Origin of the sequence: Allosphingosinicella sp., assembly GCF_046295735.1 — a bacterium.
GTDB lineage: Bacteria > Pseudomonadota > Alphaproteobacteria > Sphingomonadales > Sphingomonadaceae > Allosphingosinicella.
The window spans coordinates 88,334-113,483 of record NZ_JBKBMQ010000005.1; the positions used below are offsets into that span (position 1 = coordinate 88,334).

At 70.2% G+C, this 25,150-nt stretch carries 27 protein-coding genes; 15 read left to right on the forward strand and 12 right to left on the reverse strand.

Annotation, left to right across the window (positions count from 1 at the left end; all coding sequences use genetic code 11):
* Window positions 1-37 precede the first annotated feature (37 nt).
* The 10 genes from ACK4K7_RS06200 to ACK4K7_RS06245 all read left to right on the forward strand — a co-directional run bounded on the left by ACK4K7_RS06200 (window position 38) and on the right by ACK4K7_RS06245 (window position 10,148).
* Complete coding sequence (locus ACK4K7_RS06200; RefSeq protein ID WP_431864406.1) at window positions 38-1,339, forward strand: ATP-binding protein; 1,302 nt, start codon at window positions 38-40, stop codon at window positions 1,337-1,339.
* Window positions 1,340-1,376: 37 nt separating this feature from the next.
* The gene (locus ACK4K7_RS06205) at window positions 1,377-2,450 is read left to right on the forward strand and encodes a substrate-binding domain-containing protein (RefSeq protein WP_431864408.1); all 1,074 of its coding nucleotides are present in this window, start codon (window positions 1,377-1,379) and stop codon (window positions 2,448-2,450) included.
* Between the two features lie 84 nt (window positions 2,451-2,534).
* Window positions 2,535-3,923: a phosphate ABC transporter permease subunit PstC gene (gene pstC, locus ACK4K7_RS06210; protein WP_431864409.1), complete on the forward strand. Its 1,389-nt coding sequence runs from the start codon at window positions 2,535-2,537 to the stop codon at window positions 3,921-3,923.
* Window positions 3,916-5,184: a phosphate ABC transporter permease PstA gene (gene pstA / locus ACK4K7_RS06215; RefSeq protein ID WP_431864410.1), complete on the forward strand. Its 1,269-nt coding sequence runs from the start codon at window positions 3,916-3,918 to the stop codon at window positions 5,182-5,184. The genes pstC and pstA overlap by 8 nt, the downstream gene beginning before the upstream one ends.
* 6 nt (window positions 5,185-5,190) lie before the next feature.
* Entirely contained in the window at window positions 5,191-5,997 is an 807-nt protein-coding gene (pstB, locus tag ACK4K7_RS06220) for a phosphate ABC transporter ATP-binding protein PstB (protein ID WP_431864411.1), read from the forward strand.
* Between the two features lie 11 nt (window positions 5,998-6,008).
* Window positions 6,009-6,719: a phosphate signaling complex protein PhoU gene (gene phoU / locus ACK4K7_RS06225; protein WP_431864413.1), complete on the forward strand. Its 711-nt coding sequence runs from the start codon at window positions 6,009-6,011 to the stop codon at window positions 6,717-6,719.
* Window positions 6,712-7,410 (forward strand): phosphate regulon transcriptional regulator PhoB, encoded by a 699-nt coding sequence (phoB, locus tag ACK4K7_RS06230; RefSeq protein ID WP_431864414.1) that lies wholly within the window; start codon window positions 6,712-6,714, stop codon window positions 7,408-7,410. Before phoU ends, phoB begins: the two co-directional genes overlap by 8 nt.
* Window positions 7,411-7,710: 300 nt before the next feature.
* Complete coding sequence (locus ACK4K7_RS06235) at window positions 7,711-8,007, forward strand: hypothetical protein (protein WP_431864416.1); 297 nt, start codon at window positions 7,711-7,713, stop codon at window positions 8,005-8,007.
* A 97-nt stretch (window positions 8,008-8,104) separates the two neighbouring features.
* Window positions 8,105-9,004 carry an SDR family NAD(P)-dependent oxidoreductase gene (locus ACK4K7_RS06240; protein WP_431864418.1) on the forward strand — a complete coding sequence of 300 codons (900 nt, stop codon included), beginning with the start codon at window positions 8,105-8,107 and terminating at the stop codon, window positions 9,002-9,004.
* Window positions 9,005-9,062: 58 nt separating this feature from the next.
* Window positions 9,063-10,148, forward strand: coding sequence for a hypothetical protein (locus ACK4K7_RS06245; RefSeq protein WP_431864420.1), 1,086 nt, complete (start codon window positions 9,063-9,065; stop codon window positions 10,146-10,148).
* Window positions 10,149-10,152: 4 nt separating this feature from the next.
* Here the strand turns inward: ACK4K7_RS06245 and ACK4K7_RS06250 are convergent, their stop codons facing one another.
* The 4 genes from ACK4K7_RS06250 to ACK4K7_RS06265 all read right to left on the reverse strand — a co-directional run bounded on the left by ACK4K7_RS06250 (window position 10,153) and on the right by ACK4K7_RS06265 (window position 12,630).
* On the reverse strand, window positions 10,153-10,494 hold the full coding sequence (locus ACK4K7_RS06250) for a DUF2794 domain-containing protein (RefSeq protein WP_431864422.1): 342 nt from the start codon (window positions 10,492-10,494) through the stop codon (window positions 10,153-10,155).
* Window positions 10,494-11,189, reverse strand: a complete 696-nt coding sequence (epsC, locus tag ACK4K7_RS06255; protein WP_431864423.1) for a serine O-acetyltransferase EpsC — start codon at window positions 11,187-11,189, stop codon at window positions 10,494-10,496. The genes ACK4K7_RS06250 and epsC overlap by 1 nt, the downstream gene beginning before the upstream one ends.
* 136 nt (window positions 11,190-11,325) lie before the next feature.
* The gene (locus ACK4K7_RS06260) at window positions 11,326-11,844 is read right to left on the reverse strand and encodes a carboxymuconolactone decarboxylase family protein (protein ID WP_431864600.1); all 519 of its coding nucleotides are present in this window, start codon (window positions 11,842-11,844) and stop codon (window positions 11,326-11,328) included.
* Window positions 11,845-12,087: 243 nt separating this feature from the next.
* Window positions 12,088-12,630, reverse strand: a complete 543-nt coding sequence (locus ACK4K7_RS06265; protein ID WP_431864425.1) for a peroxiredoxin — start codon at window positions 12,628-12,630, stop codon at window positions 12,088-12,090.
* Between the two features lie 111 nt (window positions 12,631-12,741).
* Between ACK4K7_RS06265 and ACK4K7_RS06270 the strand changes: the two genes are divergently transcribed.
* Window positions 12,742-13,635, forward strand: a complete 894-nt coding sequence (locus ACK4K7_RS06270; protein ID WP_431864427.1) for a hydrogen peroxide-inducible genes activator — start codon at window positions 12,742-12,744, stop codon at window positions 13,633-13,635.
* On the opposite strand, the gene ACK4K7_RS06275 is transcribed toward ACK4K7_RS06270, so the two are convergent.
* Window positions 13,562-14,782, reverse strand: coding sequence for an acyltransferase family protein (locus ACK4K7_RS06275; RefSeq protein WP_431864428.1), 1,221 nt, complete (start codon window positions 14,780-14,782; stop codon window positions 13,562-13,564). The genes ACK4K7_RS06270 and ACK4K7_RS06275 overlap by 74 nt on opposite strands.
* Window positions 14,783-14,892: 110 nt before the next feature.
* Between ACK4K7_RS06275 and ACK4K7_RS06280 the strand changes: the two genes are divergently transcribed.
* A complete protein-coding gene (locus tag ACK4K7_RS06280) occupies window positions 14,893-15,726 on the forward strand; it encodes a LytTR family DNA-binding domain-containing protein (RefSeq protein ID WP_431864430.1) in 834 nt (277 codons plus the stop codon).
* 8 nt (window positions 15,727-15,734) lie between these two features.
* Here ACK4K7_RS06280 and ACK4K7_RS06285 read toward each other — a convergent pair whose 3' ends face one another.
* Genes ACK4K7_RS06285 through pgsA form a run of 3 tightly spaced genes read right to left on the reverse strand, consistent with a single transcriptional unit; the run spans window position 15,735 to window position 16,945 of the window.
* Entirely contained in the window at window positions 15,735-16,136 is a 402-nt protein-coding gene (locus tag ACK4K7_RS06285) for a molybdenum cofactor biosynthesis protein MoaE (RefSeq protein ID WP_431864432.1), read from the reverse strand.
* Window positions 16,133-16,387 carry a MoaD/ThiS family protein gene (locus ACK4K7_RS06290; protein WP_431864434.1) on the reverse strand — a complete coding sequence of 85 codons (255 nt, stop codon included), beginning with the start codon at window positions 16,385-16,387 and terminating at the stop codon, window positions 16,133-16,135. The genes ACK4K7_RS06285 and ACK4K7_RS06290 overlap by 4 nt, the downstream gene beginning before the upstream one ends.
* A 6-nt stretch (window positions 16,388-16,393) precedes the next feature.
* Complete coding sequence (gene pgsA, locus ACK4K7_RS06295; protein ID WP_431864436.1) at window positions 16,394-16,945, reverse strand: CDP-diacylglycerol--glycerol-3-phosphate 3-phosphatidyltransferase; 552 nt, start codon at window positions 16,943-16,945, stop codon at window positions 16,394-16,396.
* Window positions 16,946-17,082: 137 nt separating this feature from the next.
* Here pgsA and ACK4K7_RS06300 point away from each other — a divergent pair, with 137 nt between their 5' ends.
* Together ACK4K7_RS06300 and ACK4K7_RS06305 are read left to right on the forward strand one after the other, a co-directional pair.
* Window positions 17,083-18,642: a leucyl aminopeptidase gene (locus ACK4K7_RS06300; protein ID WP_431864438.1), complete on the forward strand. Its 1,560-nt coding sequence runs from the start codon at window positions 17,083-17,085 to the stop codon at window positions 18,640-18,642.
* A gap of 27 nt (window positions 18,643-18,669) precedes the next feature.
* Window positions 18,670-19,947, forward strand: coding sequence for an MFS transporter (locus ACK4K7_RS06305; protein WP_431864440.1), 1,278 nt, complete (start codon window positions 18,670-18,672; stop codon window positions 19,945-19,947).
* 1 nt (window position 19,948) lies between these two features.
* On the opposite strand, the gene ACK4K7_RS06310 is transcribed toward ACK4K7_RS06305, so the two are convergent.
* The 4 genes from ACK4K7_RS06310 to ACK4K7_RS06325 are packed head-to-tail and all read right to left on the reverse strand — an operon-like array spanning window position 19,949 to window position 22,855.
* Window positions 19,949-20,863, reverse strand: a complete 915-nt coding sequence (locus tag ACK4K7_RS06310; protein ID WP_431864442.1) for a tyrosine-type recombinase/integrase — start codon at window positions 20,861-20,863, stop codon at window positions 19,949-19,951.
* Window positions 20,848-21,510, reverse strand: coding sequence for a DUF484 family protein (locus ACK4K7_RS06315; RefSeq protein ID WP_431864602.1), 663 nt, complete (start codon window positions 21,508-21,510; stop codon window positions 20,848-20,850). The genes ACK4K7_RS06310 and ACK4K7_RS06315 overlap by 16 nt, the downstream gene beginning before the upstream one ends.
* A complete protein-coding gene (fsa, locus tag ACK4K7_RS06320) occupies window positions 21,480-22,133 on the reverse strand; it encodes a fructose-6-phosphate aldolase (protein WP_431864444.1) in 654 nt (217 codons plus the stop codon). The genes ACK4K7_RS06315 and fsa overlap by 31 nt, the downstream gene beginning before the upstream one ends.
* A 44-nt stretch (window positions 22,134-22,177) precedes the next feature.
* Complete coding sequence (locus tag ACK4K7_RS06325; protein ID WP_431864446.1) at window positions 22,178-22,855, reverse strand: DUF4197 domain-containing protein; 678 nt, start codon at window positions 22,853-22,855, stop codon at window positions 22,178-22,180.
* Between the two features lie 120 nt (window positions 22,856-22,975).
* Here ACK4K7_RS06325 and ACK4K7_RS06330 point away from each other — a divergent pair, with 120 nt between their 5' ends.
* Window positions 22,976-25,141 (forward strand): primosomal protein N', encoded by a 2,166-nt coding sequence (locus ACK4K7_RS06330; protein ID WP_431864448.1) that lies wholly within the window; start codon window positions 22,976-22,978, stop codon window positions 25,139-25,141.
* Window positions 25,142-25,150 lie beyond the last annotated feature (9 nt).

The following is a 25,150-nucleotide window of genomic DNA, read 5'->3' on the forward strand; positions in this document are numbered from 1 at the left end:
GGGGCAAGGCGCCGTCCCGCGATGGGACGGAGCGGGAATGGCGGAGGCGGGGCCGGTGAGAATGGCGATCGGAGCGGCGCTGGCGCTGGCGGGGCTGGCGAGCGCGCTCGCCGCCGGCGCGCCCTTCTTCGCCGCCGCGATCGCGATCATCGCCGGGATCGCCGCCGCCGCCTTCGCCTTTCCGGCCGAGGGCGAGGCGGCGGCCGCCGCTTCCGAGGAGGCGAAGGCGGAGGAACCGGACGAGGCGGCCGAGGCGCCGCTGCCCGACGCCGCCAGCCTGCTCGCCGCGGTCGACGACCCGCTCCTGATCGTGCGCGGCCGGCGCATCCTCCTCGCCAACGCGGCGGCGCGGGACCTACTGGGCGGCCATATCGAGGGAGTCGACGTGCGCCTCGCCATCCGCCATCCGGCGGCGGCCGAGCGGCTGAACGACCCGCCGCCCGGCGAGGAGCCGGAGCGGGTGACCTGGACCGAGATCGTGGGGCTCGGGGGGCCGGGGCGGCGCTGGGAGATGCGCGCGACCCTGCTCGACGACGGCAGCCGCCTCGTCCGCCTCACCGACCGCAGCGCCGCCCATGCCTCCGAGCAGATGCGGGTCGACTTCGTCGCCAATGCCAGCCACGAGCTGCGCACCCCGCTCGCCACCATCCTGGGCTTCCTCGAGACGCTGGAGGACGACGCCGCCGCGGCCGACCCGAAGCTGCGCCGCCGCTTCCTCACGATCATGAGCGAGGAGGCGAGCCGGATGCGGCACCTGGTCGACGACCTCATGTCGCTGTCGCGGATCGAGGCGGACCGGTTCACCGCGCCGCGCGACCCGGTCGACCTCCTGTCGGCGGTGCGCGACGTGGAGGCGAACGTCGCCCGGCTGCTGGAAGAGAAGGAGGCGCGGCTGGAGATCGAGAACGAGGCCGGAGAGACGCTGGTCGCGGGCGACCGGCCGCAGCTCGTCCAGCTGGTCCAGAACCTGGTGGTGAACGCGCTGAAATACGGCCGCGCCGGCGCGCCGGTGCGGGTCTGCTTCCACGACGCCGGCGCGGAGATGCTGCGCTTCAGCGTCGTCGACGAAGGCGAGGGAATCGCGCCCGAACATCTGCCGCGCCTCACCGAGCGCTTCTACCGGATCGATCCGGGCCGCAGCCGGTCGGTCGGCGGCACCGGGCTGGGCCTCGCCATTGTCAAGCATATCGTGGAGCGCCACCGCGGCCGGCTCGACATCCGCAGCCGCCTCGGCGAGGGCACGTCGGTGCGGGTCTATCTGCCGCGCGCGCAGGGCCCCGCCCCGCCCGGCCTGTCATCAAAGAGTCACACGGGCGTCACAGAAAAAGAGTCGGGTTGACCTAAGAGGCTCCACGAACCCGGTTCGTCGGGCTTCGATGGAGGACATCTTGAAGAAGACATTCATTTCTCTCGCGGCCGCGGCGCTCGCGCTCGCGGGCTGCGGCCAGGGCGTCCCGGGGGGCGGGGCCGGCGGCGACGGCGCGGCGCGCCAGCAGATCCGCATCGTCGGCAGCTCCACCGTCTATCCCTTCACCCAGGCGGTGGCCGAGCGCTTCAACCAGGGCAATCCCAATTTCGGCGCGCCGATCGTCGAATCGACCGGTTCGGGCGCGGGCCTCCAGCTGTTCTGCGCCGGCGTCGGCGCGGGCCATCCCGACATCACCAACAGCTCGCGCCGCATCAAGCCGTCCGAGCTGGAGCTGTGCAACCGCAACGGCGTCCAGCAGGTGATCGAGCTTCCGGTCGGCATCGACGGCCTGGCGCTGGTCGAATCGGCGACCCGTGCGACCGGGTTCCAGCTGACCGCGCGCGACGTCTATGCCGCGCTTGCCGCCAACCCGTTCGGCCGCGCCCAGACGGCGCGCACCTGGCAGGACGTGAACCCGGCGCTGCCGGCGGTCCGCATCCAGGTTTACGGCCCGCCGCCGACGTCGGGCACCCGCGACAGCTTCGCCGAGCTGATCCTTGAAAAGGGCTGCGACAGCGATCCCGAGATGAAGGCGCTGAAGGAGCAGGATTCCAACCGCCACAAGACGGTCTGCACCCAGATCCGCGAGGACGGCGCGTTCATCGAAGCCGGCGAGAACGACAATCTGCTGATGCAGCGCGTGGCGGAGAATCAGGGCGCGATCGGCGTGCTCGGCTTTTCCTTCCTCGAGGAGAATCGCGACCGCGTGCGCGGCATCGCGATCGGCGGGGTGGAGCCGAGCTCCGAGACCATCCAGAACTTCACCTATCCGGGCGCCCGCCAGATGTTCATCTACGTGAAGGGCGAGCATCTGAACGTGATCCCGGGCCTGCGCGAATTCCTGCAGGAATATGCCCGCGGCTGGGAGCCGGGCGGCTATCTCGCGCAGCGCGGTCTCATCCCCTCTCCCGACAACCTTCGGACGCAGGCGGCCCAGCAGGTCCAGAACCCGACCCCGCTCACCGCCGCAAATCTGCAATAAAAGCGTAATGGCGCCGGGCTTGCCAGGCAGGCCCGGCGCTCTCTATTGCCGCCGCCATCCGGCGGACATGTACTGGAACGACCTTTGTCGCTTTTCGCGATCGCATCGCTGATCATCGGGCTGGCGTTCATCGCCTGGCTGTCGGGGCGCGCCAAGGCGTCCTCGTTCAGCCGGGCGGCGCCGGCCGGCCAGCGCCCGCACAGCCTTCCCAACTATCACGGCTGGTACGTCGCCCTGTGGGCGGCCGTGCCGGCGCTGATCTTCGTCGCCATCTGGGGCAACGTCTCCAACACGCTCATCTGGCAGACGGTGCTGGACAGCCCGCAGGCGGCCGACCTGCCGGCGATGGACATGCAGCGCGCCGCCATCCTGAGCGAGGCGCAGGGCCTGGCCACCGGCCGGCTGCAGACCGCCTTCCAGCCGCAGGCCCAGCAGATCGCGCCGGTCTATGCCGAGGCGCGCAACTTCTATTCCTTCATCGGCCTCGCCGTCGCCCTGCTGATCGCGTTCGCGGCCGGCGCCTTCGCCTTCACCCGCGTCTCGCCGCATTTCCGCGCCCGCACCCGGGTCGAGCGGCTGGTGATGGGCGTGCTGCTGGTCGCCAGCCTTATCGCGATCCTGACGACGCTCGGCATCGTCCTGTCGCTGCTGTTCGAATCGCTGCGCTTCTTCTCGATGGTCAATCCGATCGAGTTCCTGTTCGGCACCAACTGGAGCCCGCAGATGGCGATCCGCGCCGACCAGGCGGGATCGACCGGCGCGTTCGGCGCGATCCCGCTCTTCTGGGGCACGGTGTTCATCGGCGCGATCATCGCGATGATCGTCGCCATCCCGCTCGGCCTGATGAGCGCCATCTACCTCACCCAATATGCCAGCAGCCGGGTGCGCAGCTGGATGAAGCCGCTGCTCGAGATCCTGGCCGGCGTGCCGACCGTGGTCTACGGCTATTTCGCGGCCCTGACGGTGGCGCCGGCGGTGCGCGACCTGGGCCTCACGCTCGGCCTTCCGGCCTCGTCCGAATCCGCGCTCGCGGCCGGCCTCGTCATGGGCATCATGATCATCCCGTTCGTCTCGTCCATGGCGGACGATTCGATCGCGGCGGTGCCGCAGGCGATGCGCGACGGCAGCCTCGCGATGGGCGCGACCAAGTCCGAGACGATCAAGAAGGTGCTGGTCCCCGCCGCGCTACCGGGCGTGGTGGGCGGCGTCCTCCTCGCCGTCAGCCGCGCGATCGGCGAGACGATGATCGTGGTGATGGCGGCCGGCCTTGCCGCCAACCTCACCGCCAACCCGTTCGAAAGCGTGACCACGGTCACCACCCAGATCGTCCAGCTGCTGACCGGCGACCAGGAGTTCAACAGCCCGAAGACGCTCGCCGCCTTCGCGCTCGGCCTCGTCCTGTTCATCGTCACCCTCATTCTCAACATCATCGCGCTGCGCGTGGTGAAGAAGTATCGCGAAGCCTATGAGTGACACGTTCGACAGGGTCGATCCGACGCCGACCGACTGGAGCTCGGAGGCGATGCAGCGGCGCATCCGCCGCCGTTATTCGGCCGAGCGGCGGTTCAAGCTGCTCGGGCTGAGCGCGGTGGTCATCTCGGCCGCCTTCCTCGCCTTCCTGCTGGTGACGATGGTCGGCAACGGCGCGCGCGGCTTCGTGCAGGCCGAAGTGCGGCTCGACATCGATTTCCCGCGCACCGACCTGTTCCTCGACCCCTCGGCGGTCGAGAATTTCGGGGAGCAGGCGCTCGCCAACGCCGACATCGACGGCGCGGTGCGCCAAGCGGCGGTCGCCCAATATGGCGAGGCGGGGCCGACCTATTTCTCACAGGCCGCCTGGCTGTCGGTCCGCTCGGCGATCGGCGACGATCCTCAGATGCTGCGCGGCACCCGCACCTTCTGGCTGCCCGCGTCCAACATGCTCGACATGGCCTATAAGGGCCAGGCGCCGCCGGACGCGGAAGCGACCTGGCAGCGCCTGTCGGACGCCGGCGTGACCCGCACCGGCCTCAACGCGACCTTCCTGACCGGCGCCGACGCGACCGACCCGACGGTGGTCGGCATCTGGGGCGCGTTCAAGGGCTCGCTGCTCACCATGGCGGTGACGCTTTTGCTCGCTTTCCCGATCGGCGTCCTCTCGGCCGTCTATCTCGAGGAATATGCGCCGCGGAACCGCTGGACCGACATGATCGAGGTGTCGATCAACAACCTCGCCGCGGTGCCGTCGATCATCTTCGGCCTGCTCGGCCTCGCCGTGTTCCTGAACGTCATGCACCTGCCGCGATCGGCGCCGGTGGTCGGCGGCCTGACGCTGGCGCTGATGACGATGCCGGTGATCGTGATCGCCGGGCGCAACGCGATCAAGGCGGTGCCGCCGTCGATCCGCGACGCCGCGCTCGGCATCGGCGCGAGCCGGGTGCAGGTGGTGTTCCACCACGTCCTGCCGCTCGCGCTTCCCGGCATCCTGACCGGCACAATCATCGGCATGGCGCGCGCCCTGGGCGAGACGGCGCCGCTGCTGATGATCGGCATGCGCGCCTTCATCGCCTCCCCTCCCGGCGGGTTCACCGATCCCGCCACCGTCCTTCCCGTCCAGATCTTCCTCTGGTCGGACGAGGTGAGCCGCGGCTTCGTCGAGAAGACGTCGGCCGCGATCATCGTGCTGCTGGCCTTCCTGCTGGCGATGAACGGCCTCGCCATCTACCTTCGCAACAAGTTCGAACGACGCTGGTGACATGACATGAACGACAGCCCCGCCCTCGCATCGCACCAGCAAGGCCGCGCCGACGCCCGCATCAAGATGTCGGCGCGCGACGTGTCGGTCTATTATGGCGACAAGAAAGCGATCGACAATGTGTCGATCGACATCAGCCAGGAAAACGTGACCGCCTTCATCGGCCCGTCGGGCTGCGGCAAATCGACCTTCCTGCGCACCCTCAACCGGATGAACGACACCATCGCCAACGCGCGGGTGGACGGCCGGATCGAGCTCGACGGCGAGGACATCTACGCGTCCAGGATGGACGTGGTGCAGCTGCGCGCCCGGGTCGGCATGGTGTTCCAGAAGCCCAATCCCTTCCCCAAGTCGATCTACGAGAATGTCGCCTACGGCCCGCGCATCCACGGCCTGGCGCAGGGCAAGGCCGAGCTCGACCAGATCGTCGAGCGTTCGCTGAAGCGGGCGGGCCTGTGGGAAGAGGTGCGCGACCGGCTGAACGAAAGCGGCACCGCTCTGTCCGGCGGTCAACAGCAGCGGCTGTGCATCGCCCGCGCGATCGCCGTCGATCCCGAGGTGATCCTGATGGACGAGCCCTGCTCCGCGCTCGACCCGATCGCCACCGCCAAGATCGAGGAGCTGATCCACGAGCTGCGCGGCCGCTACGCGATCGTGATCGTCACCCACAATATGCAGCAGGCGGCGCGCGTGTCGCAGCGCACCGCCTTCTTCCACCTCGGCAATCTCGTCGAATATGGCGATACGTCCGAAATCTTCACCAATCCGCGGGCGACGCGCACCAAGGATTACATCACCGGCCGCTACGGCTGAGGGGAGTTTCGATGGGTACCAGCCACACCGTCAAAGCGTTCGACGAGGATCTCGACCAGCTGCGCGCCGCCATCTCCGAGATGGGCGGGCTGGCCGAGGCCGCGATCGGCGAGGCGATGCAGGCGCTCGTCCGCCGCGACGTCGACGCCGCCCAGCGGGTCGTCGAGCGCGACGCGCGGATCGACCAGCTCGAAGCCGAGGTGGAGCGCGCCGCGGTCCAGCTGATCGCGCTGCGCGCGCCGATGGCCGACGACCTGCGCGAGGTGGTGGCGGCGCTCAAGATCGCCGGCGTCGTCGAGCGGATCGGCGATTATGCCAAGAACATCGCCAAGCGCGTCCACACGATCGAGGACAGCAAGATCCAGCCGCTGTCGCTTCTCCCGGAAATGGCGCGGATCGCGGGCGAGATGGTGCACAATGTGCTCGACGCCTTCGCCGCCCGCGACCCGGAAAAGGCCGCCGAAGTGTGCGAGCGCGACGAGGCGGTGGACGATTTCTACAATTCGATCTTCCGCGCGCTGCTGACCTACATGATGGAGAATCCGCACAACATCACGGCGGCGACGCACCTGCTGTTCGTCGCCAAGAATCTGGAGCGGATCGGCGACCATGCGACCAACGTCGCCGAGATGGTCTATTTCGCCGCCACCGGCCGCCACCTGGCCGAGCGGCAGCGCGGCGACGAGACCCCCTATATCGCGGCCGGGCGGCTGGATGAGTAAAGGCCGCATCCTCCTGGTCGAGGACGACAAGGCGCTGGCCGAGCTCGTCACCTACCATTTCGAGCGGGAGGAGTTCGAGGTCGCGCGCACCGGAGACGGCGAGGAGGCGCTGCTGCTGGCCGCCGAGCAGGCGCCGGATCTGGTCATCCTCGACTGGATGATCGAAAGCCTGTCGGGCATCGAGGTGTGCCGCCGCCTGCGCCGCAACGCCGAGACCGCGCACGTGCCGATCATCATGCTGACCGCGCGCGGCGAGGAAGCGGACCGCATCCGCGGCTTCGACACCGGCGCCGACGATTATGTGACCAAGCCCTTTTCCCCGCGCGAGCTGATCGCGCGCGTGTCGGCCGTGCTGCGGCGGGTGCGGCCCGCGCTGGCGGGCGAAGTGCTGAGCTATGCCGACATCGAGATGGACACGGTGGCGCACAAGGTGCGGCGCGGCGGCGCGGTGGTGTCGCTGGGACCGACCGAGTTCCGGCTGCTGCGCCATTTCCTGGAACATCCCGGCCGCGTCTTCTCGCGCGAGCGGCTGCTCGACAGCGTGTGGGGGCTGGACAGCGACATCGAGGCGCGCACGGTCGACGTCCACATCCGTCGCCTGCGCAAGGCGCTGAACGACGGCGGCCGCCCCGACATCATCCGCACGGTGCGGTCCGCGGGTTATGCCCTGGACGTCGAAGCGCACGCCTGAGCGGGCGACGCTCCCCACCAAAATTTCAAACCGTTCGCCCGGAGCCCCCACCCCGTTCGGCCTGAGCCTGTCGAAGGCCGCCATTTCCTTCCACTCGGCGGGCGAAGAGAAGGAGCGGCCTTCGACAAGCTCAGGCCGAACGGGGTCTTGGCAGACCGGTTTCAGGGAGCGAGCGGTCGAGCCCTACCCCCGGAAACATTCCGGCTCCGCAGCGTTTTCGGGGCGGTGTCTTCGCTCCATGCGGGGCGGAGGCCTTTGGCAGGCGCCCTTGTACCGCGCCGTCGTGAAGGAGGGATTTCCATGAAGACGTACATCATCGCCGCCGCCGCCCTGCTGGCCAGCGGCGCCGCCGTCGCGCAGACCGGCCAGGCGGTCGAGACCGACGCCCGCGGCATTCCGGTGGTTTCCATGCCCGCGGAGGCGCCGGCCGGCGCGAATCAGACGCCGCCCGCCGGCGCCGCCCAGGTCGTCCCCGCGCCGAACCAGGGGCAGGTGTTCGCGCCGCGCCAGGCGACGGAGGAATTCCCGCCCTGCACCCGCGAGCGGACCGACCGCTGCGTCCAGACCTACGAGCGGGGCCGCAGCCCCCGCCGCTGACGCCCACGAGCCCGGGGAGCGACGCCGCTTCCCGGGCTTTTCCCGGTCCCGCCGATCTGCCATCACGCGCCCCGACATCAGCGCAGCGGGGACCCACATGACCATCAGCTTCGACAATCGAGTCGCCATCGTCACCGGCGCGGGCGGCGGCCTCGGCCGCGCCTATGCGCTCGAGCTCGCCCGCCGCGGCGCCAAGGTGGTGGTGAACGATCTCGGCGGCGCGCGCGACGGATCGGGCAGCTCCGACGCGGCGCTGAAGGTGGTGGAGGAGATCGAGGCGGCCGGCGGCGCCGCGATCGCGAACGGCGCCAGCGTCACCGACGAAGCGCAGGTCGAGGCGATGGTCGCGGACGCCAAATCGCGCTGGGGCCGCGTCGACATCCTGATCAACAATGCCGGTATCCTGCGCGACAAGAGCTTCGCCAAGATGGGCATGGACGATTTCCGCGCGGTGGTGGACGTCCACCTGATCGGATCGGCCGTTTGCACCAAGGCGGTGTGGGAGACGATGCGGGACCAGGCCTATGGCCGCATCCTGATGACGTCGAGCTCGACCGGCCTCTACGGCAATTTCGGCCAGGCCAATTACGGCGCCGCCAAGCTCGGCCTGGCGGGCCTCGCGAAGACGCTGCACCTCGAGGGCGCGAAATACGGCATCAAGGTGAACACCATCGCCCCGACCGCGGCGACGCGGATGACCGAGGACATCTTCCCCCCCGACATGCTGGCGCTGTTCAATCCCGACAACGTCGTGCCCGCCGCCCTCTACCTCGTGTCGGACGAAGCGCCCTCCAACATGATCGTCGGCGCCGGCGCGGGCGTCGTCCAGGCGGCCTATGTCACCCTCACCCCCGGCTACGCCCTGCCCGAGGGCGCGCGCACCGTCGAGGAGGTCGCCGCCAACTGGGACCGCATCGCCAGCCGCGAGGGAGAGATCGTGCCGCAGTCCGGCGCCGAACAGGCGATGACCATCCTGAAGGCCCTCCAGCGCGCCTAGGTGTATTGCTGTATTAGTACGGCTATGCTATAGCGCCTCCCGGACAGGGAGGAAGGCCATGTACAGCGAGAGCGATATCGAAGCCGCGGTCGCCGCGGGCGCGCTGAGCCCGGACTCGGCGCAGCGGCTGCGCGCCTATGTCGCCGCCAGCCGGGCGAGCCCGGCGGTGGACGAGGAGCATTTCCGGCTGCTGACCGGCTTCAACGACATCTTCGTCGCGATCGCGGCGGTGATCCTGCTGATCGCGGTCGGCTGGATCGGCCAGACCATCGCGGTCGGGCCCGAGCCCGGCGCCCCCTCCCCCTTCGCCGGCCTGTTCGTCGCCGCCGCGGCCTGGGGCCTGGCGCTGTTCTTCACCGCCCGGCGGCGGATGGCGCTGCCCAGCATCGTGCTGCTGCTCGCCTTCGTCGGCGGCGCGTTCGGCGCGGCGGCGGGCGTGCTTGCCGCCGTGGTGCCCGAAACGGCGCTGAACAACAACGAGGCACTGGCCGCCTCGCTGCTCGCCGGCTGCGCGGCGGTGGCCGCGGGCGCGGCCTGGCTGCACTGGCGACGGTTCAAGGTGCCGGTGGCGATCGCCGCCGGCGCGCTCGCCGCGGCCGGGCTGGTGCTCGGCCTGATCGCGGCCGGCACCGCGCAGATGACCGCGCAGCGCGAGATCCTGCTCGGATTCGCCTTGCTGCTCGGCATCGGCGTGTTCCTGCTCGCCATGTGGTGGGATTCGTCCGATCCGGCCCGCACCACGCGGCGCGCCGACGTCGCTTTCTGGCTGCACCTGCTGGCGGCGCCGCTGATCGTCCACCCGATCTTCTCGCTGCTCGGCCTCACCGGAGGAACGGCGGGTGTCGCGCAGGCGGCGCTGGTGCTGGCGCTCTATGTCGGGCTCGGCCTCACCGCGCTCGCGATCGACCGCCGGGCGCTGCTCGTCTCGGCGCTCGCCTACGTCCTGTTCGCGCTGTCGAGCCTGTTCGACACCTATGGCGTGGTCGAGCTCAGCTTCGCGCTCACCGCCCTCATCATCGGATCGGCGCTGCTGCTCCTGTCCGCCTTCTGGCACAATATGCGGCGGGAAGTGGTGCGGCGGCTTCCGACGACGCTGCAGGCGCGGCTGCCGGTGCTGAACCACACGGTCCCGGCGACGGCCTGAGGGATCAGCCGCCGACCAGTTTCAGGAGGCGGCGTTCGATCGGGGCCAGGACGGGGCCGAGTTCGTGGCCGCGGCGCAGCACCTGGCCGCTTTCGCCGATCAGCGCCCACATGCCTTGCTTGTGGCGCAGGGCCGGGCGCTTCTCGATCCGGTATTCGGGCCGCTCGGCGCTGCGGCGGAACGCCCAGAAGGCGGCGCAATCGGGCCGGAACTCGATCGCATAATCCTTCCACAGGCCGGCGGCGACGGCGCGGCCGTAGAGATCGACGATGCGGTTCAGCTCCGCCCGCTCGAAGCCGACCTGCGCCGGCGATGTCCTGTCCGGAAAAGGGTAGACGGTGCCCATCAGGCCCGCTTGCCGCCGCGGGCGGAACGGGTGCGGTCGCGCTCCTCGAGCAATTCGGTCAGCCGCTTGCGCAGCTGCTCGACCTCGCAATTGAGCAGCTCCAGCTTCTGCGTGGCGGGATCGTAGAGTTCCGAGCAGGGCGTGCCGTAGGGAAGGAAGCTCGCCGAACTCTGCTCGGCGGCGACCAGGGTGTTGCGGGCGGGGATGCCGACCATGGTCGCGCCTTCGGGCACGTCCTTGGTCACCACCGAATTGGCGCCGATGCGCGCGCGCGGGCCGACCAGGATCGGCCCCAGCACCTGCGCGCCCGAACCGATGATGACCCCGTCGCCGATCACCGGATGGCGGCTGCCGCCTTCGCCGCTGGTCGGATTGGTGCCGCCCAAAGTCACATGCTGGTAGATGGTGACGTCGTCGCCGATCACCGCCGTCTCGCCGATCACGACGAAGCCGTGATCGATGAAGAAATTGCGGCCGATCGTCGCGCCCGGATGGATGTCGATCGCGGTCAGCATGCGCGAGATGTGGTTGACGAGCCGGGCGAGGAAATAGAGCTCGCCCCTGAACAGCCAATGCGCCACCCGGTGGAATCCCAGCGCCCAGACGCCGGGATAGAGAAGGATTTCCCACCGCGAGCGCGGCGCGGGATCGCGAGCCTTGATCGAATCCAGGTACGCGACGAGCCCCGAAGCCATAGGCAGTCACTCTTGTTACGTCGGCTTTACAGATAAGCCGATCGCGCGCGGATTTCCAGACGCGGAACGCCGCCGGCACGACAGGCGCGCCGGCGGCGGAGATCGTGGACCGCGGCCCGCGCCCGTGCGCCCGGCTTCAGAGCGTCGCGTGGACCGTCGCGACCGCCTTCAGCACCGCGGCGACGCGGGCGGCCGTCTGGACGGTTTCCGATTTGACGCCGTGCTGGATGAGCACCCGCTCATGGCTGTCGATGCACATGCCGCAGCCGTTCTGGGCGCTGACCGCGAGGCTGAACAGCTCGAAATCGGCCTTGTCGATGCCGGGATTGCCGATCACGTTCATCCGGAGCTTCGCGGGCATCGTGCCATATTCCGGGTTCGAGCTCAGATGGACGAAGCGGTAATAGACGTTGTTCATCGCCATCACCGCCGCCGCGGCGCGGGCTGCGTTCGCCGCTTCCGGCGTCAGCTTGTCCGCGGCTTCCGCCTCGGCGGCGGCGACCAGCGGGCGGTAGCCGGTGCCGTGGGCGCAGGCGAGCAGCAGGCCGTATTTGCGCTGATCGCCCAGCGTCTGGTCGTTCAGCAGCGAGGTGGTGTTGAGCCGCAGGTCCTTGGCATAGTCCGGCAGCGTTTCGACAAATTCCTTGAGCGACATGGAAATACCTTTCGTCATCCCGGCCAGGGCCGGGATCGCGTGGAGACCCGCCGCGACGTCTCGTCTCGAGGTTCCGGCCTTCGCCGGGACGATGTCGTTGCGAGGGCCCGGCGTTCGCCGGTGCGGCGGGTGCGGTAACAAAACGGGCGCGGGAACCATGGTCCCCGCGCCCGCCGCGAGGTCCTGCGCGCGGCCAGGGGGCATCGGCCGCTGGCGCACAGGCCCCGAGCTTGTAGGCGGCGCTCAGGCGGCCGGCTTCAACACCTCCTGCCCTTCCTGCCAGTTGCAGGGGCAGAGCTCGTCGGTCTGAAGTGCGTCGAGCACGCGCAGCGTCTCCTGCGGGTTGCGGCCGACGTTGAGGCCGTTCACCGTCACATGCTGGATCACATTGTCCGGATCGACGATGAAGGTGGCCCGGAAAGCGACGCCTTCGTCGCGGTCGAGGATGCCGAGCGCGCCGGCCAGTTCCTTCTTGTTGTCCGCGATCCAGGGGAAATCGGCCTGCGCCAGCTGCTCGTCCGACTTGCGCCAGGCGAAGTGGACATGGGCCGTGTCCGTCGAAGCACCGATCAGGATCGCGTCGCGATCCTCGAAGTCCTGACGCAGCTCGCCATAGCCGACGATCTCGGTCGGGCAAACGAAGGTGAAGTCCTTCGGCCAGTAAAAGAGGATTTTCCACTTCCCGTTGGTCTGGGCGAGATCGATGGTCTCGCCGTTCGGCAGCGCGTCGACGCCCTGCTGGACCGGAAGCGTGAATTCGGGAAGCTTGTCACCGACGGTGAGCATGTGTGTAATCACTCCTGTTGTGTGGCACTGAAGCTGGTGTCGAGCGCCTATATGGGGGGTGGCTTCCATCGAACAAATTGATAAGATCGCATCCATTGATCGAGGGAGCCGATGACAATCTACCTGCCGACCCTGAAGCAGCTGCAATATCTCGTCGCCCTGAAGGACCATGGCCATTTCGGCCGGGCGGCGGAGGCCTGCTTCGTCACCCAATCGACGCTGTCGGCCGGGCTGCGCGAGCTGGAATCGCTGATCGGCATCACCCTGGTGGAGCGGACGCGGCGGGTGGTGCGCTTCACCCCGCTCGGCAACCAGATCGCCGAGAAGGCGCAGCGCATCCTGCGCGAGGCCGAGGAACTGGCCGACATGGCGCGCGCCGCCGGCAAGCCGCTGGCGGGCGAGCTGCGGATGGGCGTGATCCCCACGATCGCGCCCTTCCTCCTGCCGGCGCTGCTGCCGAAGCTCCGCAAGCAGTGGCCGGACCTCAAGCTCTATCTGCGCGAGGAGACCAGTCAGGCGGCCTGCGATTCCCTCCATCGCGGCCAGGTCGACTGCGTGCTGCTCGCCCTCCCTTATCATTGCGGCGACATCGAGAGCGCCGATTTGTTCGAGGACCGCCTGTTCGTCGCCTTCCCGCCGAGCGAGGCGCCGGAGGGCGACGTGACGCCGGCCGCGATCGACGAGGAACGGCTGCTGCTGCTCGAGGACGGCCATTGCCTGAAGGACCATGCGCTCGCCGCCTGCAACCGGCCGGAGCTGCGCGCCGAGGCGGCGATGCTCGGCACCTCGCTCCACACGCTCGTCCAGATGGTCGGCAACGGGCTCGGCATCACCATGGTCCCGGAAATGGCGATCGAGGCGGGGATATTGGACGGAACCGGCGTCATCGCCCGTCCGCTCGCGGCGGAGCATCCGTCCCGCCGGATCGCCCTCATCTGGCGCAAGAACTCTCCCCGCGCGCCCGAATTCCAGCTGCTCGCCGAAGCGCTGAAGGACGCCGCCTGAGCGCGGGCGCCGTCGGCTTCAGCCCCAGGATCGGCCGCAGCCAGCGGCTCCGCCGCGCGAGTTCGAAGGTGAGCGCGCAGCCCGCGACCGTCGCCAGGAGGATGAGCGCGAATTCGGCGCCGGCGCCGAGGCCGAGCGGCTTCAGATACCAGCCGGCGAGCACGATGATCGTCTGGTGCGCGATATAATAAGGGAAGATCGCCTCGGTGAGGTAGCGGCGCACCGGCCCGTCCCTGTGGAGGAAGAGCTGGGCGGCGCCGAGCAAGGCGAGGATCGCGCCCCAGGCCTGAACCGAGCGGGCGAAACGGGCGAGCGTCAGGACGGACCCTTCCGGGTCCCCCTCCTGCACCGCGATGCCGGCATAGACCGCCCAGCCGAGCACGGCCGCGCCGGCGGCGGGCTTCCAATATGCGACGATCGTCTCCCACAGGCGCTGGGCGCGGGCGAGGCCGGCGCCGAACAGGAATGCGAAGCCGTAGACGGCATGGTTGTAGAGATCGTCGACCAGCGCATGGGTGCTCGGGAACACGGGGTGGAGCCACATCCGCGCCGCGAACAGGAAAGCGAGCGGAAGCACGAACAGCCGCCAGCCCGCGAACAGCCGCTCGAAGCCGCGCTGGGCGGCGGCGCGCCAGCCGCCGGGCAGCAGACCCAGCAGGGCGAGCAGCGCGGTATAGACCCACAAATAAGCGACGAACCAGAGATGGTTCCAGGTCGGAAGGACGAGCCCGTCGCGCGATCCGAAGATGAAATAATGCTGCGTCCAGAAATGCAGGAAGCCTTGCCCATAGCCGGCTTTCTCCTGCAGCTCGACCCAAGGTTGCGGCGCGACGAACAGGACCATGCCGGCCGCGAGCGGGACGAGCAGGCGTCCCGTCCGCTCGCGCAGGAAGCCGCCGCTGCCCCCCGCCTTGGCGAGCAGCACGCGCGAGGCGACGCCGGAGATGAGAAACAGGAGGCTGAGCCGCCACGGGTTGAGCGCCAGCATCGGCGCCTCCAGCCAGCCGAGCGGACGGGCCGTCTTCACGTGCCAGTCCCATTCCACGAAGAACATGCCGATATGATAGAGGATGAGGAGGGCGAAAGCCCCGATCCTCAGCCAGTCGAGCCCGTAGCGCCGTCCGCCCACATAATCCGCCGCTTGCATCGCCTTGCTCCTTGCGTTCTGGTGCGCGGCGGCTGTGGCGCGGGGCGACGGCGCGGCGCCAGCGGCGGGTGACGCGCGGCGGCGCCCCGGGGACGATCGGGAGGGGCGGTGTGACGAGCGGTTGGGTGCGGCTGACGAACGGGAGATGGCGGGAAAGCGCCTTCGCCCGGGGCGCCGTCGCCTGGCTGGCCTTCGGCGCGTTCGGCGCCGTCAACATGGTCGTCAACGCCGCCAGCGTGATCGACGAGCGGGCGCAGGTCGGCCGACCGGTCGCGGCCTGGGAGCCGTGGACCTGGGAGGCGACGAGCCTCGCCGCCTGGCTGATGCTGGCGCCGCTCGTCTTCCTCGCGGCGCGGCGTCTGCGGCCGCCGTCCCTGTCCTGGCCGGCGGCTCTCGCGGCCCATCTCGCGCTCACTCTGCTCGTCTCGGTCCTGCACGTCGCGGCGATGATGGGGATGCGCGAGGCGGTCTATTGGGCGGCGGGTGCGGACTATGTCGGCTTCGCGCGCTTCGGCGAGGTGATGCTGTACGAGTATCGCAAGGACGCGGTCACCTATGGCGCCGCCGCAATCTTCTACCTGCTGATCGACCGGACGCTCCGGCCGGACCGGCCCGAGACGGGAGCGGGGGAGCCTTATCGAATCGAGGTGCGCGACGGCAGCCGCACGCGCTGGCTGGCGCCGGAGGACGTCGATTGGGCGCAGGCCGCCGGCAATTATGTGGAGCTGCACGGCCGCTTCGGCACGCTCCTCCACCGCCGCACGCTGGCGGCGCTGGAGGCGGAGCTCGAGCCGCGCGGCTTCGTCCGCATCCACCGCTCGCGGCTGGTGCGCCGAAGCGCCGTCGCGGGGATCGAGACCCGGCCGAGCGGAGACTTCGAGGCGGCGCTGACGGGGGGGGAGCGGATCGGCGGGAGCCGCCGCTTCCGCGACAGGCTGAGCTGAGGCGCCGGTCAGCGGGTCCAGCGTCCGCCGCCGCCGGCCGTCAGCTCCTTGCGCCAGAAGGGCGGCCGGGTGGCGAGCGCGTCGGCGAGGAAGGCGAGCGCGTCGAACGCCGCCCGCCGGTCGGCGGCGGCCACGCCGACGAAGGCGAGGCGGTCGCACGGGGCGAGGCGGCCGTGGCGGTGGATGAGGATGATCGCGCCGAGCGGCCAGCGCGCTTCCGCGTCGGCCGCGATCCGGCCGAGCTCGACCTTGGCGAGAGCGGGATAATGGTCGACGAGGATCTCCTCCACGTCGTCCGCCACGTCGAGGAGCGCGGTGAAGCTCGCCACCGCGCCCATCTTGAGATCGCCCAGCCGCGCGATCTGGCGGCCGGGATCGAAATCGGCGGACTGGACGCGGACGTCGATCACAGCGCCCCCACCGGCGGGAACAAGGCGACCTCGCGGGCGCCGAAGAAACTGTCGCCCGGCGCGGCCCAGTCGCGATCCACGGCGGCGCGGACCGGCCCGGCGAGGCCCGTGGCATAAGGATCGCCCTGCCCGGCGAGCCAGCCGAGCAGATCCTCGACGGTGAGCACATGGCTCGGCGGATCGACCCGCTCGGTGTCGCGGCCGATCGCCTCCCGCAGCCGTCCGAAATAAAGAAGGTCGACCTCGGCCATTTCGCGTCAGTCCATATGCTTGATGCCGACGCGCAGATAGTCCCAGCCGGTGATCAACGTCAGCAGCGCCGCCGCCCAGAGGCTGGCGAGGCCGACATCCTGCACCCACGGCCATTGCGGGACCGCGCCGGCGAGGATCAGCCCGCCGAGCGCCACCAGCTGGAAGGTCGTCTTCCACTTGGCGAGCCGGGTGACGGGGACCGAGACCTGGAGGCCGGCGAGGAATTCGCGCAGGCCCGACACGGTGATCTCGCGCAGCAGGATCACGATCGCGGCGACGACATGGACGCCTTCGATCCGGTCGATGAAGATGAGCATCAGGATGACCGCGGCCACCATGATCTTGTCGGCGATCGGATCGAGGAACACGCCGAGCTTCGACACCGCGCCGTTGGCGCGGGCGAGATAGCCGTCGAAATAATCGGTGATGCCCATCAGGCAGTAGAGGCCGAAGGCGAGCGCGAAGTCGAACCAGCCGGGCTGCGGCCATAGCAGCAGCACCAGCAGCGGCACCGCGAAGATGCGCGACAAAGTGAGGAGATTGGGGACCGTCAGCATCGCTGCGCTGGCCTTAGCGCGGTTGCCGGCAAAATGGGAGCGGCATAAGCGCGCCGGCCGGGGCTTGCGGGACGCGCCAAGCTTCGCCAATGAAAGCGCTCCTTTTCGCGAGCCCTTGCACAGGGAGTGCCCGTTCGATGCGTCTCTTCGCGGCCGCCGCCGCCCTCCTCGCCTTTTCGATGCCGCCGGCCGACGCCGCGCGTCCCGTCCAGTTCGCCGCCGAGGCGCTCGCCGGAAGCGCGCTGGTGCTCCCGCTCGGCCGCGCCGACGACCTCGCGTCGCGCGGCACCATGCTGGACGCCGCCAGCCGCGAGGCGGTCGCCCGCGCGCTGGAGGCGGCGCGATTCGAATATCGGCGCAACGCGACGCTGCCGCTGCGCGGCATCGGGCCGTGGCGGCAGATCCTGGTGATCGGCACCGGCACCCAGCCGCTCACCGCGCCGCAGCTGCAGGACATCGGCGGCACCGCCGCCCGCGCCCTCGCGGAGGAGGACGGTCCGGTGGCGGTCGCCGCCGCGGGCCTCGGCGCGGACGCGGCCCACCTCATCGCGCTCGGCGCGCGCCTCGGCGGCTACCGCTTCGAGGGCTATAGGTCAGAGGATCCGGAGCGGCCGCGCCCGGCCGGCCGCGCCGCGCCGCTGACCGTCGTCGCCGCCGACCCGGCCGCCGCGCAGGCGCGCTGGCAGGCCGGCGCGGCGCTGGCCGACGGCGTGTTCTTCGCGCGCGACCTCGTCACCGAGCCGGCCAACATCATCTATCCCGAAAGCTTCGTCGAGCGGACCCGCGAGGCGTTCCGCGGCCTGCCGGGCGTCACCGTCCGCGCGCTCGACGAGCGGCAGATGCGCGACATGGGCATGGGCGCGATCATGAGCGTCGGCCAGGGCTCGGCGCGGCCGCCGCGCATGCTGATCGTCGAATATCGCGGCGCCGGGGCGCAGGGCGCGCCGATCGTGCTCGCCGGCAAGGGCATCACGTTCGACAGCGGCGGCATCTCGATCAAGGGCCGCGACGGCATGTGGCGGATGAAGACCGACATGGCCGGCGCGGCCGCCGTCACCGGCGCCGTGCTGAGCCTCGCGCGCAGCCGGGCCCCGGTCCATGTGATCGCCATCTCCGGCCTCGCCGAGAACATGCCGAGCGGCACGGCGGCGCGTCCGGGCGACGTGGTGCGCGCCTATAACGGCCGCTCGATCGAGCTGCTCAACACCGACGCCGAGGGGCGGATGGTGCTCGCCGACGCGGTCTCCTATGCGGAGCGGCAGTTCCGCCCGGCCGCGATCGTGGACGTGGCGACGCTGACCGGCGCGATCGTGACCGCGCTCGGCCAGGATTATGCGGGGCTGTTCGCGCGTCAGGACGAGCTTGCCGATCAGCTGCTCGCCGCCGGCCGCGCGACCGGCGAGGAATTGTGGCGGATGCCGCTCCACCCGCGCTACGCCGAGGCGATGCGCTCGCCGATCGCGGACATCCGCGACATCGTCGAGGGCGGCGCGCCCGGCGCCGGCTTCGGCGCGCATTTCATCGGCTCATTCGTCACTCCCGCGACGCCCTGGGCGCATATCGACATCGCGGGCACGGCCTGGGGCACGGATTCGCCGACGGCGCCCGCCGGGGCCACGGGCATGACGGTGCGGCTGCTGGACCATTTCGTGCGCAACTTCCGGCCGGTGGCCGCCGCCGCACCGCCCGCGAACTGATCCGCGCGAGCGGCGGCGCTGCCAGACATGACACCGGCCCTTCGGCTGCTCGGCAGGCGCCGCTTCGCGCCTTTGTTCGTCACCCAGTTCCTGGGGGCGTTCAACGACAATCTGTTCAAGACGGCGATGGTGCTGCTGGTCACATATTATGTGTTCAGCGACCCGACCCGCGAGGCGAGCTTCAACGCCATCGCCGGCGGGCTGTTCATCCTGCCCTTCTTCCTGTTTTCGGCGCTGGCCGGACAGCTCGCCGATTCGAGCGACAAGGCCCGCATCATCCGGCTCGTGAAGACGGCGGAAATCCTGATCATGATCGTCGGCGCGGCCGGCCTCCTCCTGCAGAACATCCCGATGATGCTGGGCGCGCTATTCGCGATGGGCGTCCATTCGAGCTTCTTCGGCCCGATCAAATACGCCATCCTCCCGCAGCATCTCGCCAGGGACGAGGTGCTGGGCGGCACCGGCCTGGTCGAGGCCGGCACCTATGCCGCGATCCTCGGCGGGACGATGATCGGCGGCCTGCTCGCCGGCCAGCCGCACGTCGCGGCGGCGGCGGTGCTGGGAGTGGCGATCGTCGGCCGGATCAGCGGCCATTTCGTCCCGCCCGCCCCGCCCGAGCCGGACGCGCCGCCGCTGCGGATCGACTGGCACATCGTGCGCTCCTCGATCACCCTGGTGTCGGCGACGCTGCACATCCCGCGGCTGTTCCTCGCCATCATGTCGATCAGCTTCTTCTGGGCGATTGGCGCGCTGCTCGCCGCGCAGTTCCCGCCGCTGGTCAAGAACGTGTTCGACGCCAATGAGGAAGTAGCGACGCTGTTCCTCGCCATCTTCTCGATCGGCGTGATGGTGGGATCGGTGGCGATCAACCGGCTGCTCGCCGGCAACGTGTCCGCCAAATGGGCGCCGGTGTCGGCGCTGGCGATGGGCGCCTTCGTCCTCCACCTCTACTGGATGGTGAAGAGCTGGCCGGATTCGGTCGGCGCCCTCCACGGCTTTTCGAGCTGGATCGCGCTTCCGGGCGCGGGCTGGGTGATGGTGGACCTGTTCGGGGTCGCCGTGGCGGGCGGCATGTTCGTGGTTCCGCTCTACGCCTTCCTCACCACCACCGTGCAGAAGTCGCAGACCGCCCGGACCGTGGCGGCGAACAACATCGTCAATTCGGGGCTGATGGTGGTCTCGGCCCTGCTCCTCACCGTCCTCATCCAGCTTGGGGTCTCGGTGGCGGAGACGCTGCTGATGGTGGCGATCGGCTGCCTCGGCGCCGCCTGGCTCGGCTGGCGCCTCCACAAGGCCTGCGACTGAATCAGGCGCGCGGGTGGGCCGCGCGGTAGACGTCCATCAGATGCGCGGCATCGACCGCGGTGTAGATCTGGGTCGAGCTGAGGCTGGCATGGCCGAGCAGTTCCTGCAGCGCGCGCAGGTCGGCCCCGCGGCCGAGCAGGTGGGTGGCGAAGCTGTGGCGCAGCGCATGCGGCGTCGCCCGGTCGGACAGGCCGAGCTGCACCCGCGCCCGCCGCACCGCCCGCCGCACGATCTCGCCCCGCAGCGGTCCGCCCCGCGCGCCGCGGAACAGCGGCGCGTCGCGGCCCACCGGCCAGGGGCAGAGCGCGACATAGCGCTCGATCGCCTCCCGCACCGGATCGAGCAGCGGCACGATCCGGGTCTTCGCTCTCTTGCCGGTCACGCTGAGCGCCGGCCCGAGCGGCAGCGCCGCGCCGGTGAGGCCGAGCGCCTCGGCGACGCGCAGGCCCGAGCCGTACAGGAGAAGGAGGACGGCGAGGTCGCGGGCGCCGATCCACGGCTCGGAGCCATTCTCCTCCGCCTCCTCGGCGAGCGCAACCGCCTCGTCGGGCGAGACCGGGCGCGGCACGCTGCGCGGCTTCCTGGGTCCCTTGAGACGCGGCAGCGCCTGCTCGTGCCCGACCTCGGCCGCGGCGAAGGCCAGGAAGCCGCGCACCGCCGAAAGCTCGCGCGCGGCCGAGCTGTTGCCGATCCCGTCGGCGCGGCGGACGGTGAGGAAGGCGCGCAGGTCCGCCGCGGCCAGCGCGCAAAGCGCGGCACCGTCCACTTCCCCGCCCAGATGCCCTTCCAGGAACCGCACCAGCCGGTGCGCGGTCGCCGTATAGGCGCGCACCGTATGTTCGGAGCGCCGCCGGTCGCGGGCGAGATGATCGTGCCAGCGCGCCGCCAGCGCGCGCCCGTTCAGGGGACCAGCCACCGGCCGATCGAGCGGCTGAGGATGCGGCCGAGGAACATCAGCAGCTCCGAGCCGTGGCGCGTCTCGAAGCCTTGCGCGCTGCGCTGGCCGAGCGCGAGCAGGCCGCTGGGCAGCGGCGCTTCGCCCTCGAGCCGCACCAGCGCCTCGGCGCGGATCAGTTCGCAGGCCGGGCCGAACAGCGGATGGCCGCGGTCGGCGCTGCGCAGCACCACGCCTTCGAAGCCGCCGACCGCGCGCTCGATGATGCGCGGATCGACGAACTGTAGGCCGGACGCGTCGGCGCGGACGCCGGTGTCGCCGACGTGCAGCGCCAGCGCGACCGCGTCGAGCCCCAGGATCTGCGGCCATTCCTGCGTGACGATGTGGATGAGGTGGTCGAACCCCTCCGCCTCCACCGCCGCGAGCACGGCCGCATGAATCGAGGCGACCGCCCCGGAATGGCCGCGCGCGAAGGCGATGAGGTCCTGATTGGCCTCCTCCGCCGCCGCGACGCGGGCACGCAGCTGCGCCAGCGCCCGGTCCTCGAAACTGATCACCCGTCCCATGGCGTGGAGGGTAAACCGGATATGGTTAAGAAGCCATGATTTACCGGCAGCGGCAAAGGCGGGGTGCCCCCTTAGCCGATCTTCTGCCCCGTTTTCTCCCAGTCGGCGAGGAAGGCGGTGAGGCCGTTGTCGGTAAGCGGGTGCCGGACGAGCTGGCGGATCACCGACGGCGGCGCGGTCATTACGTCGGCGCCGAGCTTGGCGGCCTCGTGGACGTGGATGGGGTTGCGCACGCTGGCGACCAGGATCTCGGTGTCGAACTGGTAATTGTCGTAAATCTGGCGGATGTCGGCGATCAACTCCATGCCCGGATAGCCGACATCGTCGTGGCGGCCGACGAAGGGCGAGACGAAGGTCGCCCCCGCCTTGGCGGCGAGCAGGGCCTGGTTGGCCGAGAAGCACAGCGTGACGTTCACCATCGTGCCGTCGTCGGTGAGCTTGCGGCACGTCTTGAGCCCGTCGATGGTGAGCGGGACCTTGACCGCGATATTGTCGGCGATCTTCCGGACGATCTCGGCCTCGCGCATCATCTCGTCATGATCGGTCGCGACCACCTCGGCCGAGACCGGGCCGGAAACGATGCCGGCAATCTCCTTCACCACTTCCAGGAAGTCGCGGCCCGCTTTGTGGATCAGCGAGGGGTTGGTGGTGACGCCGTCCACCAGCCCCGCGTCGGCGAGCTCGCGAATGTCGGCGGTGTCGGCGGTGTCGACGAAGAATTTCATGAAAGGCCCTCGATTCGGATGGAGTCGAGGGCCCCTATAGCCGGTCAGCGCAGCACGCCGAACACCCCGGCGATGACCGGGTCTCCCGTGCCGCGCGGATTGGCGCGGATCGCGGCTTCCTCGCGGCCGATCGCGCGGTAGATGCCCTGCGCCGCGCTTTCGGTGACGTGGCGCTGGAGACCCGCGAAATTGATGCCGGTCGCCGCCTGCAGCACCTGGTTGAGGAGGCCGTTGTCGAAGGTCCTGAGCGCCTGGCCGACGCCGGGGAACATCGCGTCGACGATGGCATTGCCCATCGATCGGGCGAGATAGTCGGTCGCGGCGGTCGGCCCGCCCCGCACGATCCCGACCGCATCGGTGATGCTCATGCTGCGCACCGACTGGTAGACGAGCGGCGCCGCCGTCTCGGCCGCGCTCCAGGCGGCGCGGTTCATGAGCTGGAGGAGCTGCTGCTGGACGATCGGAGTCGCGAGCAGCGCGCCCGCCACCGTGCCCGCGCCGGCGATCTGCGGTGGCAGCGGCACCCGGGCGAGCTCGTCCTGGAAGAAGCCGTTGTCCTGCAGCAGCCGGGCGAAGGCGCGCTCCGACGACAGGAACAGGATGCGGCGGATCGCATCCTCGAGGCCGAATCCGCCGAGCCCGGTCATGCAGCCGGGCAGCGTCAAGAGCGGCAGGGCGCAGCCGGCAACAAGCAGGCGGCGGCGGGTAAGCAACTGGTCCATGATCGTCTCCGCTTCTGGTCGCACGCGTAACGGACGGAACGTGCCCGGCGTTGCATGGACCGGCGCTGAGCGGATCGTTCACCTTGTGTTTTGCGTGGCGAGACTCGATCTAGGGCGCCCATGTCCCGCGCCCGCATCATCCTCCTCAACGCCGCCCTGGGGCCGCTCGACTATCGGGTGCCGCACGGCATGGCGGTGGCGCCGGGTTCGATCGTGCTGGCGCCGCTCGGGCCGCGCCAGCTGACCGGCGTCGTGTGGGAGCCGGAGCGGCTGCCGGCCGAGGAAGTCGGCGACAACCGGCTGCGGCCGCTGCTGCAGGTCCACGACGCGCCCCCGCTCGGCGCGGCGCTGCGGCGGCTGATCGAATGGACGGCGGACTATTATCTGGCGCCGCTCGCGTCGGTGCTGCGGATGGCCCTGCCCTCCTCATCCGCGCTCGACGGCGCGCGGACCGTGACCGAATATCGCGCGACCGGCCTGGTGCCCGACCGGCTGACGCCGCAGCGCGCGCAGGCGCTGGAGCGGATCGGCGAGCGGCAGGGGCTGGTGCGCGAGCTCGCGCTCGCCGCCGATGTGTCGGACGGCGTGATCCGCGGCCTCGTCAAGGCGGGCGCGATCGAGGCGGTGGAAGTGTCGGTCGACGACCCCTTCCCCGCGCCCGATCCGGAGCACGATCCGCCCGCGCTCGAACCCGCCCAAGCCGGGGCGGCGGAGCTGTTCGTCGGCGCCGTGCGCGGCGGCGGCTTCGCGCCCTTCCTGCTCGACGGCGTCACCGGATCGGGCAAGACCGAGGTCTATTTCGAGGCGATCGCGGAGGCGCTGCGGCAGGGCCGGCAGACCTTGGTCCTGCTCCCCGAGATCGCGCTCACCGAGCCCTTCCTGAAGCGCTTCGCCGCCCGCTTCGGCTGCGAGCCGGTCGCCTGGCATTCGGGCCTCAGGCAGTCGCAGCGGCGCCGCGCCTGGCGGGCGATCGCGAGCGGCGACGCGCGGGTGGTGGTCGGCGCGCGCTCGGCCTTGTTCCTCCCCTATCGCGCGCTCGGCCTGATCGTCGTCGACGAGGCGCATGAGGTGAGCTTCAAGCAGGAGGACGGCGTCCAGTATCACGCCCGCGACGTCGCCGTGATGCGCGGCAAGTTCGAGGCGGTGCCGGTGATCCTCGCGTCGGCGACGCCGGCGATCGAGAGCCGGCAAATGGCGGAGATCGGCGTCTATCGCGAAGTGAAGCTGCCGGACAGGTTCGGCGGCGCGCGGCTGCCGGACATCGCTGCGATCGACCTCCTCCAGGACCCGCCGCCGCGCGGCCGCTGGCTGGCGCCGACGCTGGTCAAGGAGCTGGAAGACAATCTGGCGCGCGGCGAGCAGTCCTTGCTGTTCCTGAATCGCCGCGGCTATGCGCCGCTCACCTTGTGCCGGCATTGCGGGCACCGCTTCCAATGCCCCAATTGCACCGCCTGGATGGTCGAGCACCGGCTGGTCCATCGCCTCGCCTGCCACCATTGCGGTCATGTCATGCCGCCGCCGCGCGCCTGCCCGGAATGCGGTGAGGAGGACAGCCTCGTCCCCTGCGGCCCGGGCGTCGAGCGGATCGCCGACGAGGTCCGCGCGCTGTTCCCGGAGGCGCGCACCGCCATCGTCACCTCCGACACGATCTGGTCGCCGGCCAAGGCGGCCGAGTTCGTCGGCCGGATGGAGGCGGGCGAGATCGACATCGTGATCGGCACCCAGCTCGTCACCAAGGGCTATCATTTCCCGCACCTCACGCTGGTCGGCGTGGTCGACGCCGATCTCGGCCTGTCGGGCGGCGACCTGCGCGCGGCCGAGCGCAGCTTCCAGCAGATCAGCCAGGTGTCGGGCCGGGCCGGGCGCGGCGGCAAGCCGGGCCGGGTCCTCGTCCAGACCCACGACCCGTCGGCGCGGGTGATCGCGGCCCTGGTGAGCGGCGATGCCGAGGGCTTCTACGAAGCGGAGACCGACGCGCGGCGCGAGGCGGCGATGCCGCCGTTCGGACGGCTGGCGGCGATCATCGTGTCGTCGGAGGATCTGGAGGAAGCGACCGCCGCCGCCCGCGCGATCGGGCGCGCCGCGCCGGAGGTTGAGAATATGGCGGTGTTCGGCCCCGCGCCCGCGCCGCTCGCCATGCTGCGCGGCCGCCATCGCCTGCGCCTGCTCGTCCACGCCGCGCGTAGCCTCGACGTCCAGGACGTGATCCGCGACTGGCTGGGCACGCTCGAATGGCCGCGCTCGGTGCGGGTGGCGGTGGACGTCGATCCCTACAGCTTCCTCTGACCGCCCGCT

Excerpts from the sequence above, each read along its gene's own strand:
- ACK4K7_RS06200 (WP_431864406.1), top strand. The coding sequence starts at position 38 with ATGGCGGAGGCGGGGCCGGTGAGAATGGCGATCGGAGCGGCGCTGGCG.
- ACK4K7_RS06205 (WP_431864408.1), top strand. The coding sequence starts at position 1,377 with ATGGAGGACATCTTGAAGAAGACATTCATTTCTCTCGCGGCCGCGGCG.
- pstA (WP_431864410.1), top strand. The coding sequence starts at position 3,916 with ATGAGTGACACGTTCGACAGGGTCGATCCGACGCCGACCGACTGGAGC.
- pstB (WP_431864411.1), top strand. The coding sequence starts at position 5,191 with ATGAACGACAGCCCCGCCCTCGCATCGCACCAGCAAGGCCGCGCCGAC.
- phoU (WP_431864413.1), top strand. The coding sequence starts at position 6,009 with ATGGGTACCAGCCACACCGTCAAAGCGTTCGACGAGGATCTCGACCAG.
- phoB (WP_431864414.1), top strand. The coding sequence starts at position 6,712 with ATGAGTAAAGGCCGCATCCTCCTGGTCGAGGACGACAAGGCGCTGGCC.
- ACK4K7_RS06235 (WP_431864416.1), top strand. The coding sequence starts at position 7,711 with ATGAAGACGTACATCATCGCCGCCGCCGCCCTGCTGGCCAGCGGCGCC.
- ACK4K7_RS06240 (WP_431864418.1), top strand. The coding sequence starts at position 8,105 with ATGACCATCAGCTTCGACAATCGAGTCGCCATCGTCACCGGCGCGGGC.
- ACK4K7_RS06245 (WP_431864420.1), top strand. The coding sequence starts at position 9,063 with ATGTACAGCGAGAGCGATATCGAAGCCGCGGTCGCCGCGGGCGCGCTG.
- ACK4K7_RS06250 (WP_431864422.1), bottom strand. The coding sequence starts at position 10,494 with ATGGGCACCGTCTACCCTTTTCCGGACAGGACATCGCCGGCGCAGGTC.
- epsC (WP_431864423.1), bottom strand. The coding sequence starts at position 11,189 with ATGGCTTCGGGGCTCGTCGCGTACCTGGATTCGATCAAGGCTCGCGAT.
- ACK4K7_RS06260 (WP_431864600.1), bottom strand. The coding sequence starts at position 11,844 with ATGTCGCTCAAGGAATTTGTCGAAACGCTGCCGGACTATGCCAAGGAC.
- ACK4K7_RS06265 (WP_431864425.1), bottom strand. The coding sequence starts at position 12,630 with ATGCTCACCGTCGGTGACAAGCTTCCCGAATTCACGCTTCCGGTCCAG.
- ACK4K7_RS06270 (WP_431864427.1), top strand. The coding sequence starts at position 12,742 with ATGACAATCTACCTGCCGACCCTGAAGCAGCTGCAATATCTCGTCGCC.
- ACK4K7_RS06275 (WP_431864428.1), bottom strand. The coding sequence starts at position 14,782 with ATGCAAGCGGCGGATTATGTGGGCGGACGGCGCTACGGGCTCGACTGG.
- ACK4K7_RS06290 (WP_431864434.1), bottom strand. The coding sequence starts at position 16,387 with ATGGCCGAGGTCGACCTTCTTTATTTCGGACGGCTGCGGGAGGCGATC.
- pgsA (WP_431864436.1), bottom strand. The coding sequence starts at position 16,945 with ATGCTGACGGTCCCCAATCTCCTCACTTTGTCGCGCATCTTCGCGGTG.
- ACK4K7_RS06300 (WP_431864438.1), top strand. The coding sequence starts at position 17,083 with ATGCGTCTCTTCGCGGCCGCCGCCGCCCTCCTCGCCTTTTCGATGCCG.
- ACK4K7_RS06305 (WP_431864440.1), top strand. The coding sequence starts at position 18,670 with ATGACACCGGCCCTTCGGCTGCTCGGCAGGCGCCGCTTCGCGCCTTTG.
- fsa (WP_431864444.1), bottom strand. The coding sequence starts at position 22,133 with ATGAAATTCTTCGTCGACACCGCCGACACCGCCGACATTCGCGAGCTC.
- ACK4K7_RS06325 (WP_431864446.1), bottom strand. The coding sequence starts at position 22,855 with ATGGACCAGTTGCTTACCCGCCGCCGCCTGCTTGTTGCCGGCTGCGCC.
- ACK4K7_RS06330 (WP_431864448.1), top strand. The coding sequence starts at position 22,976 with ATGTCCCGCGCCCGCATCATCCTCCTCAACGCCGCCCTGGGGCCGCTC.